The organism is Ruegeria atlantica, from assembly GCF_001458195.1.
Classification (GTDB): Bacteria; Pseudomonadota; Alphaproteobacteria; order Rhodobacterales; family Rhodobacteraceae; genus Ruegeria; species Ruegeria atlantica.
Window position 1 is genome coordinate 1 of record NZ_CYPU01000001.1, and the last position, 16,385, is coordinate 16,385.

Here is a 16,385-nt window from a genome sequence, read left to right on the forward strand (position 1 = left end):
GGCCAGGTGTCCAGCGTAGTCTGAATGCCAATCATCCAATTCATTCAAGGCCTGCGCCACACTCTGCATCGCCGGTCGAAGGCGCGCGTTCAACTCATCGCCGCGTGGTGTCAAGGAAAGCCGATTGGCGCCGCGATCAAACAGCTTCTCTCCAATGGCCGCTTCCAGATTAGCCATTCGGCGGCTAAGGCTAGGCTTGGGTGTCCCATCTTCACGCGCGGCGGCCGCGATGGAGCCATGATCCACCACGGTGAGGAACAGACGTAAATCTTCCAGATCAGGTTGGGACATCGGTTGGGACTCCGCATAGGGACCAAAAATGACCCCTGAGAGGTCAATTTTGCGACTGTGTGGACACAATCATGAACCCTAATTCTCCGTCAAGACGCAAGCATGGTGCTAGCGTTTTTAACCTCGGAGAAAGACCAATGACTACTCAAGCAACAACCACCGTTTCAACTTACCTCTTCAATCGCATGGCCGAACTGGGTGCCAACCACGTGTTTGGCATCCCGGGTGACTATGTCCTGCCGCTGTTCGACGAACTGATTGATGGCGATCACAACTCTAAGCACGTTCTGGTGTGTAACGAACTGAATGGGGCTTATGCCGCAGACGGCTACGCCAAGCTTTCCGGCTTTGGCGCGATGGCTGTAACGTTCGGGGTTGGATCCCTTAGCACGGCAAACGCTGTCGGTGGGGCCTATGCCGACGACACGCCCATGGTCGTCATTGCCGGTGCACCCAGTGTAGAAGTGATCACAACCCCATCGCGCCGGAAGCTGCACCACGTAATGGATCAGGACTTCGACGCTTACCTCAAAGCCTTTGCGCCCATCACCGTTGCTGCGCACCGTCTGATGTCCGCAGAAACCGCCGCGCAGGAAATCGATGATATTCTGCGTCTGTCCTATCAATCGAAAAAGCCGATCTATCTGGAAATCCCATACGACATCCAGACCGCGAAAATTCCGGTGGCCAACCAGGCACTGGACCTGATGATGCACCAGTCCTCGGATGACGGGTTAAAAGCAGCCGTTGACGCCGCTGTGGCCGTATTGAAAGAATGCCGGACTCGCACTGTCGTAACAGGCCATTTGCTGCAACGTGAAAAGCTGATTGAACCCGCAAAAGCCCTTGTCGAAGGATTGAATGCCGGAGTGGCGACGACCTTTGTCGGCAAGATCTCGGACTTTGAAGGCCATCCCAATGCCGTCGGCCTGTACATGGGTGCAATGTCGAATGACGCGACACTCAAAGCGGTGGAAAGTGCCGATGTGTCTATTGCACTGGGAATGTCATTCAATGAGTTCGACACCGGAGTCTTTACCGGCAAGATGGGCACCGATCAGCACAACATCTGGGTCGATTTCGATCAGGTGACCGTTGATGGCGTTGTGTTCGACAAGGTTTATCTCCGGGACTTCCTGCCGGCCCTGATCAGTGCGGTCCAAGACATCAAACCCGGTGACTTGATGGTAGGCAAGGACGACCGCCGCTTCTGCTTCCAACGCTCAGACGCCTTTGAACCGACCGACGCACCTCTGACCATCGACCGGCTGTTCGTGCAGTTCTCAAACTACGCGAAAGAAGGCGATGTCTTTTATGGCGACACCGGTGGCTACATCAACGGCTCGCAGGCTGAATTCCCGGTCGGCATGGACATCTATGGTGTCGGCAACTGGGGATCACTGGGCGCAGGCTTCGGAATGTTCATGGGCGGTGTATTTGCCAAGGAAGTCGAAGGTCGACGTACTTACATGATCTCTGGTGACGGCGCATTCCATATGACCGCACAGGAAGTTTCCACCCTAATCAAATACGATATCGATACGGTAATCTTTGTCCTCGACAACAGCGGCTATGGGGCCGAGCGCCAGATCTATCCCGGTAAGGAACGCAGCTACAACAACACGCCGGTATGGAACTACGAAGAACTTGGATCCGCGTTCGGAGGCGTCAAAGGTGTAAACACCAAGGGCTATGTTGCTCGCACCGAAAAAGAAATGGCCGACATCCTTAAACAACTGAGCGCGCCGAAGGGCGTTAACATCGTACGCATCATGCTCGATCCCTGGGACAGCGCGTCGTTCAACGTCAAATTCAGTGAAGCTCTCCGCCACTAAATACCACAAGTACTTAAGAGCTTAAGAAGCCAGGGGCTATTTAGCCCTTGGCTTCTTGTCTTTTGAGTAGTCGACAGAGCATGTTTCAACGCACAAAGAAGAAATCCATGCCGGTATTGCATCGCAGATCAGCTTCATTGCAGCTGATCTGCAACGGCAGAAAGGGGCTCAAGGCAGTCATCCGAGTCTTTCGGTCAGATGACGGCTTAGGAACGGATAGCGGTCATCGTTGGTGGTCATTCCGAAAAATTTCGCCTGAAGGTCTGCATTGAACAGCAGCGGACGTTCGCTGAAATCTGCTGAACGTCTGCCAAGCGGACTAAGCAGCCGGACGCTGATGCAGCAAACATCGCGCGCCCTCACCAACCAAATCGCTGGAATACTCGCGGCAATGCGGCGCGATTTCTCGAAAGCGGACGTTCAAGTCTAACAAATCGGCGCAATTCGAAACTGGTCGTTCCCTGCGCTAGTGTCGAGCGTCACCGGACAATCCCTGCGCGTCGATGGCGGCGTGACCAGACATATGTGAGGCCCCCCCCCATGAAAGACCAACTATTCATCGACGGTGCCTATGTCGCTGGAGCCTCGGGCGAAATGTTCGACGTGATCGACCCGTCGAACCGTGAGGTGTTCCACAAGGTCGCGTGCGGCAATGCAGAAGATATTGACATGGCCGTCGCCGCCGCCCGCCGCGCCTTTGATGAAGGGCCATGTGCGAAACCAGGCGAAACGGGCAACGGCCATTGACCTAACTCAAAGGCTTGTTGGGCAAGCTGCCGGCCAGAGAAATCTAAAGACCATTATTGCAAATATGCATTGATCCCAAAATAGGCGGCCTCAATCGTTGCGTTGATGACGGAGCATCGCATTGTCCCGGGTCGTGAGAGCTTGTCGCGATCGCACTAATGCATTGATTTGAGCCCAGCCTTTTCAAGGCCTTCTAGAACGGCTTCTCGTGCATCAATACGTGGGATGTAAGCGCGGAGGGTGATGTCAGGATTGCTTCGTAGCTCAGGACATTGTTTCAGCGTTCGATCCAACTCGTACTGTGCCGCATTCCAAAGACCGAGTTGGCCCAATACTGCCGCGCGATCGATGCCGCTCCAATAGAAATGCTCCATACCGAAAGACATGGCAGAGTTTAATGCCAGCTCGAAGTTTTCCTCACAATACGCAGCGAGGTATGGTGCGTGGTGAATCCATCCTGGAAGTGAGCAGCCCTATCTGACGGGTCCAACGTGATTGTTAGTGCATGATCGGCCTGTGTTCCATCGGGATGATGGTTTCTGGTGCCGGAGGGCGATAACCCAGTGCACTGTGTGGTCGTTTGGTGTTGTAGTGCTTCCTCCATTCTTCGATGATGATCTGCGCTTCTCTGAGCGAGTAGAAGATTTCCCCGTTCAACAGCTCGTCCCTCATGCGACCGTTGAAGCTTTCACAAAATCCGTTCTCCCAAGGCGAGCCTGGTTCGATGTATGCCGTTTTGGCTCCGACAGCTGCAATCCAGTCGCGAACCGCCAGAGCAACGAACTCAGGACCGTTATCTGAACGGATGTAGGACGGTGTGCCGCGCAGAATGAACAAATCCGTCAGAGCATCGATCACATCCGCCGAGTTTAGTTTTCGCTTTACCCTGATTGCCAAGCACTCCCGGCTGAACTCGTCGATGATGTTCAACGTCCGGAAAGGTTTCCCATCATCGGTGCGACAATGCACGAAGTCATAGCTCCAGACATGATTGCTATGTTCCGGCCTGAGTCGAACACATGAACCATCGTTTAGCCAAAGCCGTCCCTTCTTGGGCTGTTTTGCAGGCACCTTCAGCCCCTCTCGTCGCCAAAGCCGTTCAATGCGCCCATCACTGACAGACCATCCAGCCTCTCTCAGCAACACCGCAACCCGGCGATACCCATACCGACCATACTGCCTGGCAAGCTCGATCATGTCGGCCACCAGCTGTTCTTCATCGGGTCGGCCCCGTGGAATACGCCTTTGCGTGGATCGGTGCTGTCCCAGTACGCGGCATGCACGGCGCTCGGAAACTTTGAACTGGCTGCGAACATGAGCGACGCAAGCACGGCGACGAGAGGGGCTTAGAAGTTTCCCTTCGATGCTTCCGTCAGGATAAGCTTGTCGAGCGTCAGGTCTGATACCGCACGCCTGAGCCGCTCATTTTCCTTCTGAAGCCGCCTAAGTTCCTTCAATTGGTCTACACCCATTCCGCCATATTGCTTGCGCCAGCGGTAATAGGTTTGCTCCACAACGCCGATCTGTCTGATCGCATCCAGACGCGGCATCCCTTGCCCCATCAGAACTTCAACCTGCCGCAACTTCGAGACAATTTCTTCCGGCTTCGGTCGCTTGTTTGCCATTCTTGGTCCTCCGTTTCCTAATCTTAACGGTGGGCCCATTCAAATGGGGAGGCTCACGTTTCTGAACAATACGAGACCTCAAATGATCCCACGCTAGAGGCAGAAAGGCGCGCACATCTTGCGAAGTCGCCGTCTAGCCTTCAAGCAGTGACGCTGTCAGATCAGGCGCGGAATTTGATTTTTCCCATGATTGAGCGGGCACAGCTTGAATTAGCTTTGGCTATGTTCCGCCATGCAATCGAGAAGGACGAATCTTACTTTGGCGGATATGCAGGTGCATCCCAGTGTTTGGCTGCTTTTGCGATTTTTGCACCAGACGGTCCCCAGCGTTCTGCGCTGCTCAAGGAGGCGCGCCATTTGGCCAACCAAGCCGAAGTTCTATCACCTGCCAACTCATGGACACAATCAGCACTGTCCTGGGTTGACCTTGCCGAAGGAGATACAAAGCGAGCTATAGAGCACGCAGACATTGCCTTGGATCTCGCTCCTAAGGACGGCAACGTTCTAGACTTCTATGCGATGGTCATGCTGGCGACTGGCGACTTTGACGCAGCACTCGCCGCGTCGACGAGCGACCGTCCGCGGACATCGGGTTTAGGACGATTTGCAAACAAGAGTATCTTTGGCGCCGCTAGCTTCCACGCAGGAAAATACGAGCAAGCCATCGATGCTCTCAACACCGCTACCCGCGCTGGTGACCCGATTTCGGCTCCCACTTTGATCTACCTCGCAGCAGCGAATGCGGCACTTGGAAATCAAGCAGACGCCTTGGCCTTAGAGGCAGACTTAAAGCAGAACTGGCCGACAATTGACACTGTTGCCCTTTTGGATCGCCTTTATGTGAACCCAGAGCAAGTTCGCGCCTTAACTGATCACCTAAGAACCAAACATTAAAAGTCAGCTTTGGGCTCACTGCGGCCATCGGAGTACCCGCAGCATCTTTTTGTAGGCGTTGGATCACGGCGATGATGGCGGCCCAAACCGGTCGTTGACTACTACACTCGGTCGCTGCGGTCGCAACCAGCTTTCCCGAAATTCGCTGCAGGCGGAAAAACCCCACTAGATTACCGACGACAACCAAACGATTGCTTGGCTTAGCTTTTACTCCCGTCTATTGGAGCCCAATACGCAATGTGCCTCGGTTGAAAGGGTGCTTAAGTTTCGGGCGAAACACCAGCGTGAAAGAGAACCATGTGAACTCTGATACCCAGCGCGTTGGCACTACACTGTTGATTTATCTCGCTGACCAGCTGGCTGATCCGAGCTAAGTGGGCCTTGCTCGCTCGTGCATAAATGCAATGGGCATCATCCGTGAAGAATTCCAGTGACTTCTATCACATGCTCTCTAAACTCCGGGCAGTTGTTAGTCAGAATTGATGTAGGAGTTTGGGCTCAGTTGGGCGGCAAAAAGGCATCAGGGACCCCGGTAAGTCCCGCGCCATCATCTGCGCCAAGTTCGGAGTTAAGCGCAGCTGATCAACAGGCGCGGTTTGAAGCCACCGCTCAGGTGATGCAGGCGATCTCTGTGACCAAGGACGACGTTCAGCCGGTTTGCGATCTGATTGTTGCGCTTGCCAAAGACCTTTGCGACGCTGTTTTTGCTGGTCTGGTTCTTGGACAGGAAGGCGACGCACTTCAGCGGCTCGTGGCCAGTGTCAACCTGCACCCTGACATTCAGCAACTCTGGCGCGACGGCAAATACACGATGGAGCCGGGCAATTCTCTGGTGACTGAAACAATCCTCAGCGGCGAGACCAAACGCGTTGTGGATATGGGAGACACTGATTTCCACAAATCCGGTGATGAACGGTTCAAGTTGATTGTCGACAAGCATGGGTGCCGCAGCAATCTGTTTGTTCCTCTAAAGGTGGACGGCGGTGCAATCGGATGCTTGATGTTGGCGCGAGACGAGGTGCGGCCCTATACCGACGATCAGGTTAAGCTCGTCGAAACCTTTGCCGCCCAGGCGGTAATCGCCATTGAGAACGTTCGCCAATTCCGCGAATTGCAAATCCGCCTGGCACGCGAAGGCGCCTCGCGTGAAGTTCTTGAGACAATTAGCCAATCACGAGAAGATGAGACGCCGGTGTTCCAGACGATCCTGGAAAACACCGCTCGGCTTTGCGAAACAGATGTCGCCACATTGAGCCTTTTGAATGAGGCAGGAACCCACCTTGAATATGCGGCCCATTTTGGTGATCAGTTGGCGACCTACGCGGTTGGCGTAGATCGTTGGTCACTGGACTCACATCTCCAGATTGCGGAGTCCGTGCGCGAGGCGCGCGTTGTTCACAATGTCGATTTGCGCCTGACTGACCAGTATATCAAGGGCGACCCATGGCGCCGCCAACTTGTAGACGAAGAAGGTGTCCGGTCATTTCTGACGGTCCCATTAATGTCGGCAGATGGTACGCCCGTGGGCGTTATCGGGATTTACCGACGTGAGGTTCGGGCCTTTACAGACGACGAGATTTCTCTGGTTGAGGGCTTTTCCGCCCAAGCTGTGATCGCCTTGGACAACACACGACAATTGAATGAGCTGCACACGCAATTGGAGCGTCAGACGGCAACGCAGGAAATTCTGACGGTTATTAGCCAAAGCCGTGATGACGATGCGCGCGTCTTTGATTCAGTGCTTCAGCAGGCCACCAGGGTATGTGATGCAGATCAGGCGGTACTTATTTTGATCAACGCTGCAGGGACCCACGGGCGGTTGGCGGCGAATTGGGGGCATCAGAGAACCGAATTTGATGTTGGAGACGAGTGGCAGTTGGATGAATCGATTCCCATAGCCACTGCGATACGAACAGGTAAGGTTGGTCGCATCGATGATTTGACCGACACGGATTTTTATCGCTCGGGGCATCCTACAGCTGCCATGATGGTTGAGATCGAAGGCATTCGGTCACGCGTTACAGTCCCCCTGATGCAAGGAGATCAGGCTATCGGTGCCATCGCGGTCAGCCGCCGTGAGGTGCGGCCATTTGCTGACCCTGACGTGCAGTTGATTGAAGAATTCGCCAAACATGCAGTCATTGCCATCGAAAATACGCGCCAGTTTCGTGAAGTTCAGGAACGACTTGAACGGGAAGAAGCGTCGCGCGAAATCCTCGAAGTCATCAGCCGCAGTCGCGATGACGATGGCCCTGTCTTCAATAGCATACTCAAAAATGCCAGCCGTTTGTGCAAAGCCCCACTGGCCTTTCTGTGTGTCGCCGATCACGAACGTGGCCTTGCAACGATTCCGGCCAATATCGGTGCGCGAACGGATTTTGATGAGGCCCTGAAGGGGTTCGTGGAACCCTTGACCCGCACGGAACTCGTTGCAATCCGCCCTATGTTCGATGGCCAGGTCATCCGGCAAGACGATATTGCAGATGACCCGCTTTATTATCAGGATCGCGATCCAAAACGGGTTCAGATGGTTGAAGTCGAAGGGGCTCGCTCGGTCCTTGCGGTGCCGTTGATGAAAAACGACACGGGTCTTGGGGTGATCGTTCTCTATCGCCGTGAAGTTTCGCCATTTTCGGATGATGATGTCGCTCTGGTCCAAACCTTTGCGGCCCAAGCCGTGATCGCAATGGATAACGTACGCCAGTTCCGAGAGGTGCAGGACCGTACCGCGGAAGTCACGCAAGCCTTGGAGTATCAGACTTCAACATCCGAAGTGCTGCGTGTGATCTCAGCGTCTCCCAATCAACTGTCGCCTGTTCTGGACGCCATTCTTAAAGAAGCGTCGCGCATCTGCGAATTGCAGGATGCCTATGTCGCAATGCTCGACCGGGACGATGGGCTTTTTCATGTGCACTCGACGCTCACACAAGACACGGCCTTTGCAGAGTACGTCAAAGCTCACCCGATTTCGCCAGCGGAGAACGGTGTAAGCGGGCGTGCAATCTTGTCGAAACGCACAAGCTATGTCGAAGATGTCGAAGCGGATGACACCTACACCTGGTTGGAAGAAAGCGGCGTGGGTGATTACAAATCATTGCTTGGACTTCCGCTTGTCAAAAACGGCGAAGTCGTAGGCGTTATCTCTCTTGGGGCGCCAATGGTCTCGGGTTTTTCCGCCAAACAGATCAAACTGCTGGAAACTTTTGCGGATCAGGCGGTTATCGCGATTACCAACGCAAACCTTTTCCACGAGTTGGAGGAGCGGACAGAAGAAGTCACGCAGGCGCTGGAGTATCAGACCGCCACGTCAGACGTATTGTCGGTGATTTCGCGATCTCCGAATGAGCTGGAGCCGGTGCTGACGGAGATACTGAGAGTCGCCAGCCGGATTTGCGAGCCAAAATATGCGGCAATCTCGATTCTGAATCCCCAAGACAACCTGTACCATACTGACATCATGCTCGACTTTGACAGTGATTTCATGAAGTTCATGAAGGCACACCCAGTGCCGGCAGGTCATGGGAGCGGTATTGGCCAAACAGCTGCACGAGGAGAAACAGTCTACTACGAGGACACTGAAGCTAACGAATACGCCTGGAAAGAAGCCGCACGTATTGGCAAGTATCGCTCGCTTCTGGGTGTCCCATTGGTCAAGGATAAGGTTGTGGTCGGTGTGATCGTGCTCTGCCACGACAAAGTTGCACCATTCAATTCAAAACAGATCGTGCTCTTGGAAACGTTCGCCTCCCAAGCGTTGATTGCTATCAATAACACACGGCTTTTTGAGCAAGTCCGGGCGCGCACGGCCGAGGTCGAAGAGGCATTGGTGCGCGAACGCGCCAGTGCTGAAATCTTGCACCTCATCAACGAAGCATCGTCCGACATCCAGCCTGTGTTTGACCTTGTTGTGCAAAAATCCGCTGAGCTTTGTGGGGCGCAGTTCTGCGTTCTCGAACGCTTTGACGGCAATCTCTATCATTTCTGCGCACAATACGGGTTTCCGAAGGTTACTCTGAAGGCACTAACTTCGGACTATCCATTGGAAGCTTCCAAGGGTCATCTGGCTCCATTGGTCGTGGAAAGCGGCGAAGTCCAGCATCTAGCAGATGCACGGGGGCCCGAGTATTTCAGCCCAGAGCTTGCCCGAAAGGCTGGGTATCGGCGTTTGATGGCCGTTCCTATCAGGGCAGAAGCGCGGATTTGGGGCGTCATAATTGTCGGTTGGGCCGAGGCCGGACCGCCGCACCAAAACAGCGTCGAACTCGTGCAGGGTTTTGCCAATCAAGCCAGCATCGCCATCGACAACGCACGGCTATTCCGGGAAACTCAGGAACGCACTGCTGAAGTCGAGGAGGCGCTGAAGTATCAGACGGCGACGTCTGAAGTGCTCGACGTCATCTCGCGCTCACCCAACGATCTTCCTCCGGTTTTGGACGCCATTCTGGAGGTCTCGTCGCGTATCTGTTCACCGGAATACGCGTTCTTTGCGATGAAGGATGCTGACGATGGCTTATACCGCGTGGCCATGTCCCACAATGTCAGTGATGTTTTTCTCAAATTTCTGTCCGACAACCCTATCGCGCCAGAGGAGGGGTCTTGCATCGGGCGCACGGCTCTGCAAGGCAAGACGGTCTATATAAAAGACACCCGTAGGGATCCGACTTACACTTGGAAAAAGGCGGCTGAGATCGGGGACTACCTTACCACTCTTGGTGTCCCTTTGGTCAGCAATGGCGTAACCGTTGGCGTTATTGTTATGGCGCATCGGCAGGCAGCTGCGTTTAGCGACAAACAAGTCAGCCTACTTGAAACCTTCGCGTCCCAGGCCGTGATCGCCATCAATAATACGCGACTGTTCAAAGAAGTGCAGGCCCGCACTGCAGAAGTTGAAGAGGCATTGGGGTATCAGAAGGCGACATCCGAAGTGCTCGAGGTGATTTCTCGTTCCCCTGACGCTTTAGAGCCGGTTTTGGAAGCGTTGGTGGCCGTTTCGTCGCGCATCTGCCGCCTACAGGATGCTTTTGTGGCGCTAAAGAAACCCGAGGACGGAAAATTCCATTTCTTTGCCGGGCACAATCTCACAGAGAGTTTTGCCAAATTCCTCGAGTCGCATCCATTTGAGCCAGGGGAAACGTCGGCGACCGCCCGGGCGCTTTTATATGGGCGCGCCGACTACGTTGAGGATACTCAAGCGGACCCTAACTATGATCCGGTCCTTAGGTCCAACTTGCAAGGATACAGGTCGGTTCTCTCTGTACCTTTGATACGCGACGGTGACACGATTGGTGTCATCAGTATGGGCAGCCGAAATAAAGCCGCCTTTGAGGACAAGCAAATCAAGCAGATGGAGACTTTTGCCTCGCAGGCGATCATAGCGATTCAAAACTCTCAATTGTTCAACGATACGCAAGTCGCACTCTCTCGCCAAACGGCAAGTGCGGATGTTCTCAGAGTGATCTCGGAATCCCCGACAGATACCAAACCGGTTTTTGAGAAGATTGTCGGACTGGCTACAGCTCTCATCGATTGCGACTTGTCGATTGCCATGCAGGCTAACAAAACTGAATACTGGCAAGTGGCGGCCGCAACTCCGGATGGTTTAGAGGAAATCACTTGGACTGAGCGCCTGCCAATTGATCCCGACGACAACCTGCCATCCCGCGTCATCCAGAGCGGCAAGACGCTGCAATTGGATGAATCGCGCTTTGATGAACTATCTCCGCGGGACACGGAAATCGTTGAGCGACAAGGATTCAAGTCGTTCTTGATGGTACCCTTGATGCGGGGGAAAGACTGTTTCGGCACTCTCGTCTTTATTCGGAAAACGTCGAAGGCTTTCAGTGATGACGAAGTAGCCATTGCCGAATCTTTCGCGGATCAGGCTATCATCGCGCTGGAAAACGTGCGTCTGTTCAATGAAACTCAGGCTTCCTTGGCGCGACAGACTGCCAGTGCTGATGTACTGCGGGTGATCAGCCAATCGCCTTCAGATACCACACCTGTTTTTGAGGCGATTGTAAATTCCGCGACACGGCTTGTTTCATGCGACATGGCAGGCGCCGCTTTGTCAGATGACAGTTTCTGGTGGCAAGTGGCTTTGGCGACGCCAAAAGGCCTATTACGTGATTTCGGACGAACCCGACACCCGTTGGACCCGAAGGATAATTTTCTGTCGTCCGTGCTACTGTCCGGGAAAACCATGCATTTACACGATTTGACGTCGCAGGGCTTACCGCGCTTGGCAAAGAAGCTTCACGAAGAAAACGGATTTGAAGCTTTTCTTGGCATACCGTTAATGCGCGGAGACAAGTGTTTGGGCGGACTCTATTTCATCAGGAAATCAAAAATACCGTTTTCGGACGACGATATTGCTATGGCTGAGTCTTTTGCGGATCAGTCGGTTATTGCCATTGAGAACGTGCGCCTTTTCCGCGAGGCCGAAAAGGCCCGTGAGGTGGCCGAGTCTGCTAACGAAGCAAAAAGTGCGTTCCTCGCCACCATGTCCCACGAAATCCGTACACCGATGAATGCCGTTATCGGGATGAGTGGGCTCCTGATGGATACCAAGTTAGATGCCGAGCAAAGCGACTATGCCAACACGATCCGCGACAGTGGCGACGCACTACTGGGCATCATCAACGAAATTCTCGATTTTTCGAAAATCGAAGCCGGGCAGATGGACATCGAAAACCATCCGTTCGATTTGCGTGAATGTATTGAAAGCGCGCTCGATCTGATCAGCGGCAAGGCCGCCGAAAAGCAGCTCGATCTGGCCTATGAATTTGACGACGCTCTGCCCCTTGCGATCAGTGCCGACCTGACCCGGTTGCGGCAGATCCTGCTGAACCTTCTTTCCAACGCCGTGAAGTTTACCGAAAGCGGGGAAGTGGTTTTATCTGTTGAACAAACCACCAAGAAACGCGGATCGCTTGAGCTAACTTTCACAGTCCGCGACACTGGTATTGGCCTGAGCGAAAAAGGAATGAGCCGTCTGTTCCAGTCCTTCAGTCAGGCAGACAGCTCAACAACTCGTAAATATGGCGGCACCGGTCTTGGTCTGGCGATTTCCAAACGTCTTGCGGAACTCATGGGCGGCACCATGTGGGCACGAAGTGACGGCGAGGGGCACGGTTCGACCTTTACGTTTACAATCCAGACCAAACCTTCCAAACCTGTCAAATCGTCGTCGCGCGATCTGGTAGGCATTCAGTCCGAGCTTGAAGGCAAGCGCATTCTTATGGTGGATGATAACGCCACCAACCGAAAAATCTTGTCGCTCCAGACCGAGAAATGGGGCACTAAAACCACTACCTGCGAAACCCCGTCCGATGCGCTGGCGACACTCGAGAAGGCTCAAAAGTTCGATCTGGCCATTCTCGACATGCACATGCCAGAAATGGATGGCGGGGAACTTGCCCAGAAAATTCGGGCCATGCATCCGGACTTACCGCTGATCCTCTTTAGTTCTCTTGGTCCACGTGAAATTGACCTCGAAGACGGTCTCTTTGCTGCCAACCTCACCAAGCCGCTGCGTCAGTCGCATCTTTTCGACACTCTGGTCACGTTGTTTTCAACCGAAGATACTCCCGTGAAAGCGACCAAACCCGCAGACAAGCCCCAGACTGATCCACAGATGGCCAAACGCCACCCTCTGCGTATTCTGCTGGCTGAGGATAATTTGGTGAACCAGAAACTTGCGCTTCGCCTGCTTGAACAGATGGGCTATCGCGCTGATCTGGCCAGCAACGGCGCTGAGGCGGTCGAAAGCGTGAACCGGCAAACATACGATGTTGTATTAATGGACGTGCAGATGCCCGAAATGGATGGGCTCGAAGCCTCACGCTGCATAAACAAAGATTTCCCCGGAGAAGAACGACCGCGTATAGTCGCCATGACCGCTAACGCCATGCAAGGCGACCGCGAGATGTGTTTAGATGCCGGAATGGACGACTACATCGCCAAACCGATCCGCCTGCCTATTCTTATCGAAGCCCTTTTGAATGTTCCTAGGAAAAGCAAGTAATCCATGACAAACGGCCCAATTGATCTTGATATCTTTGCAGAACTCAAGGACGCGACTGGCGACGAATTTGCCGCCGAGCTTGTAAACACCTTTCTCGACGAAGCCCCCGGCATGATTGCCGAATTGAAAGCCGCTGCCGACGCGTCCGACCTCGAAGGATATCGCCGCGCGGCTCATTCAATTAAATCGAATGCAAACACCTTTGGTGCGACTAGGCTGGCCGAGTTGGCAAGAAAAATCGAGCTCGGGGACATGCCCGCGGCTGGCGACTTTACAGATGCGAAAGCTTTAGAGACCGCTTTCGCCAAAGCTGCTGTGGCCCTGCGGACCCTGTACAATGACTGATGCACCCGGCCATCTGCTCATCGTTGATGACAACAAAGTCAATCGGCTACTCCTGTCTCGCAATGTTGAACTGTTGGGGCACAAAGCCTCTGTCGCGGAGAACGGCCTCGTCGCGATGGAGATGTTGTCGAGTCAGTCCTATGACCTGCTTCTACTCGATATCGAAATGCCGGAAATGGACGGGTTTCAGGTTCTGGAGGCAATCAATGCGGACCCCGACCTGCGCGAATTACCGGTAATTGTGACCTCCTCTGTCGAAGGGCTCGACAATATTGTGCGCTGCATCGAGTTAGGCGCAGAAGACTACTTGCCCAAGCCGGTGAACAAGACGCTTCTCAGCGCCCGCGTCTCCAGCGGCCTTGAAAAGAAGCGATTGCGGGACGAACAAAGACGCCTGCTCGAACGTTTCGCGACCACCGAAGTTGCGCAAGACCTGCAAGAGTCTGGCTTTGCCATCGGTGGCAAACGTGCAAACGCATCGGTTCTTTTTTGCGACATTCGCGGTTTCACAGCCCTTTCAGAAAACCTAGCACCCGAGGCAACAATTGATCTGCTCAACACCTTCTACACGCTGATGTTCGAGGCGGTGACCAGCAATGGCGGCATTGTCAGCCTGATGCTGGGTGACGGGTTGATGGCTCTCTTCGGTGTTCCACAACCTCTGAACAATACTGCCCAAAGTGCAGTAGCTGCGGGGCATGAAATGCATAGCATGATAGAGATGCTGAATCACGAACGGCTCGCGGATGGAGAACGGAATCTCAGGATCGGTATCGGTATCGCCACAGGCGAAGTCGTCGCGGGCTATGCCGGCACTGACAACCGGGCGACCTATACCTGTATCGGATCCGCGGTAAATCTCGCAGCCCGATTGGAAGCGGAAACCCAGAACACCGGAAGCCGGATTTTGGTCGATCAAGAGACCCTGGATCTGCTCGACGGAGTTGATATTCAGGAGACATTTGGCGGGACCCAGATCAAGGGCTTCTCCGATCCATTCGACATTCACGCGTTGTGATTTTCCGACACGAGTATCGTTTCTCCGATATCATTTCCTGAAAGCTCGCTTACAACTGACGCCCCTGCTGTCGCAGCCAGTGAATTTGGTTTCGCGAATACAGTTCGTAATTTCTCAACCGGCCATTGGCCTTTTACCACGGACAAAACCAAGCTTCATTCGATGTGTGGAGAACAGATGAAGCAACCTTTGATAGATCATTATAATTCGGGTCTTTTGAGCAGATTGTCCAATTCAATGACCGCTTTGGAGCAGTGAAACACTTGCGTTGCGCCGCAGCGAACTTCCGCTGTCCGCCCGTGGTGTTTTTCGCTGCGATCGCGAAGCGCGGCGGACTCAACGGATCGCCGCAACACTTCACTTTGGAAGCAAGGATGGAGTGTTGGTATGGCTTATCGTCGTCGGATTTATTTTACGGAGAAACAGAAGGCAGAGATTTGGGATCGCTGGCAGCGCGGAGAGTCGATGAGCTCGATCGGTCGGTTGTTTGATCGAGGCTCGTCGTCGATCTATCCCCTGCTTGCGAGAACGGGTGGTATACGGCCACCAGAGCGGCGGCGATCACGGTGGGCGTTGACAACGGCAGAGCGCGAAGAAATCTCACGCGGGCTTGGAGCCGAGTTGTCCGTTCGTACAATTGCGCGTCAGCTGCGCCGATCTCCATCGACGATCAGCCGGGAGGTGCGGCGCAACGGGGGGCGTCAGCATTACCGGGCCACCCAGTCCGATCAGGCAGCCTGGGAGCGTGCACGGCGTCCGAAGCCCTGCAAGCTGGCGGAGAGGCCGGCGCTCTGTCACACAATAGCTCAGAAGCTCGAACGCAAGTGGTCGCCGCAGCAAATCGCGGGTTGGCTGAAGCGCGAGCATCCCGACGACGAGGGCGAGCGTGTGTCTCACGAAACGATCTACAGAAGCCTGTTTATCCAGGCCCGTGGCGTTCTGAAGAAGGAGTTGCTTGCACATTTGCGCGCGACACGTGCCATCCGCCGGTCTCGCCATGCTAGCCTGAAGCGGGATGGGCTCGGTCAAATCAAGGATGCGATCTCGATCCGGGAACGCCCGGCCGCTGTCGAAGACCGCGCCATTCCCGGCCACTGGGAAGGTGACCTGATCGCCGGCTCGAAGAACAGCTTCATCGCGACGCTGGTGGAGCGGCGCACGCGCTATGTCATGCTCGTGAAGGTGGGCGGGAAAGAAACGCAGACTGTCGTGGCTGCGCTGACCGCACAAATCCAACATCTGCCGAGAGAGCTTCGCCAGACGCTGACCTGGGACCGCGGCAAAGAGCTTGCCGATCACAAGAACCTGGCACTGGCCACCGATCTCGACATCTACTTTTGCGACCCGCACAGCCCGTGGCAACGCGGCACCAACGAGAATACCAACCGTCTCCTGCGCCAGTACTTCCCAAAGGGCACCGACCTCTCAGTGCACAGCCAGGAACATCTCGACGCAGTTGCTCGTGAACTCAACGAGCGGCCAAGAAAAACGTTGCATTACTTCTCACCAGCAGAGACGTTCCATGAATGTGTTGCGGCGATCGGTTGAAACGGCAGCNCAAAGCGGACNTTAGTTTGTAGAGCTGCGAGTCGGCGTTCAACCTGCTT

10 protein-coding genes are annotated in these 16,385 nt (G+C 54.3%); 7 read left to right on the forward strand and 3 right to left on the reverse strand.

All coding sequences use genetic code 11. The annotated features are described in order from the left end of the window. A partial coding sequence (locus tag RUA4292_RS00005) for a LysR family transcriptional regulator (RefSeq protein ID WP_145974783.1) occupies positions 1–291 on the reverse strand: 291 nt, incomplete at its 3' end. A gap of 137 nt (positions 292–428) precedes the next feature. Here RUA4292_RS00005 and RUA4292_RS00010 point away from each other — a divergent pair. Further along, entirely contained in the window at positions 429–2,126 is a 1,698-nt protein-coding gene (locus RUA4292_RS00010; RefSeq protein WP_058275749.1) for a thiamine pyrophosphate-binding protein, read from the forward strand. A 540-nt stretch (positions 2,127–2,666) separates the two neighbouring features. After that, entirely contained in the window at positions 2,667–2,873 is a 207-nt protein-coding gene (locus tag RUA4292_RS00020; protein ID WP_058275751.1) for an aldehyde dehydrogenase family protein, read from the forward strand. A 155-nt stretch (positions 2,874–3,028) separates the two neighbouring features. Here the strand turns inward: RUA4292_RS00020 and RUA4292_RS24645 are convergent, their stop codons facing one another. Both RUA4292_RS24645 and RUA4292_RS00030 read right to left on the reverse strand, forming a co-directional pair. Then, positions 3,029–3,259 (reverse strand): hypothetical protein, encoded by a 231-nt coding sequence (locus tag RUA4292_RS24645; protein ID WP_058275752.1) that lies wholly within the window; start codon positions 3,257–3,259, stop codon positions 3,029–3,031. A gap of 112 nt (positions 3,260–3,371) precedes the next feature. Beyond that, a protein-coding gene (locus tag RUA4292_RS00030) for an IS3 family transposase (RefSeq protein WP_145974784.1) occupies positions 3,372–4,498 on the reverse strand; the annotation gives its coding sequence in 2 pieces (ribosomal slippage) (positions 3,372–4,234 and positions 4,234–4,498; 1,128 coding nt in all). Positions 4,499–4,645: 147 nt separating this feature from the next. Here RUA4292_RS00030 and RUA4292_RS00040 point away from each other — a divergent pair. From RUA4292_RS00040 to RUA4292_RS00060, 5 genes are all read left to right on the forward strand, one after another. Further along, entirely contained in the window at positions 4,646–5,392 is a 747-nt protein-coding gene (locus RUA4292_RS00040; protein WP_145974785.1) for a hypothetical protein, read from the forward strand. A gap of 631 nt (positions 5,393–6,023) precedes the next feature. After that, entirely contained in the window at positions 6,024–13,415 is a 7,392-nt protein-coding gene (locus RUA4292_RS00045; protein WP_158506866.1) for a GAF domain-containing protein, read from the forward strand. Between the two features lie 3 nt (positions 13,416–13,418). Then, complete coding sequence (locus tag RUA4292_RS00050; protein ID WP_058275757.1) at positions 13,419–13,760, forward strand: Hpt domain-containing protein; 342 nt, start codon at positions 13,419–13,421, stop codon at positions 13,758–13,760. Continuing rightward, positions 13,753–14,778: an adenylate/guanylate cyclase domain-containing protein gene (locus RUA4292_RS00055; RefSeq protein ID WP_058275758.1), complete on the forward strand. Its 1,026-nt coding sequence runs from the start codon at positions 13,753–13,755 to the stop codon at positions 14,776–14,778. Before RUA4292_RS00050 ends, RUA4292_RS00055 begins: the two co-directional genes overlap by 8 nt. 387 nt (positions 14,779–15,165) lie before the next feature. Next, positions 15,166–16,326, forward strand: coding sequence for an IS30 family transposase (locus RUA4292_RS00060; protein WP_058275759.1), 1,161 nt, complete (start codon positions 15,166–15,168; stop codon positions 16,324–16,326). Positions 16,327–16,385 lie beyond the last annotated feature (59 nt).

Bases quoted from the DNA above. Each gene is read 5' to 3' on its own strand.
- RUA4292_RS24645 (WP_058275752.1), bottom strand. From the start codon at position 3,259: ATGTCTTTCGGTATGGAGCATTTCTATTGGAGCGGCATCGATCGCGCG.
- RUA4292_RS00010 (WP_058275749.1), top strand. From the start codon at position 429: ATGACTACTCAAGCAACAACCACCGTTTCAACTTACCTCTTCAATCGC.
- RUA4292_RS00050 (WP_058275757.1), top strand. From the start codon at position 13,419: ATGACAAACGGCCCAATTGATCTTGATATCTTTGCAGAACTCAAGGAC.
- RUA4292_RS00055 (WP_058275758.1), top strand. From the start codon at position 13,753: ATGACTGATGCACCCGGCCATCTGCTCATCGTTGATGACAACAAAGTC.
- RUA4292_RS00020 (WP_058275751.1), top strand. From the start codon at position 2,667: ATGAAAGACCAACTATTCATCGACGGTGCCTATGTCGCTGGAGCCTCG.
- RUA4292_RS00060 (WP_058275759.1), top strand. From the start codon at position 15,166: ATGGCTTATCGTCGTCGGATTTATTTTACGGAGAAACAGAAGGCAGAG.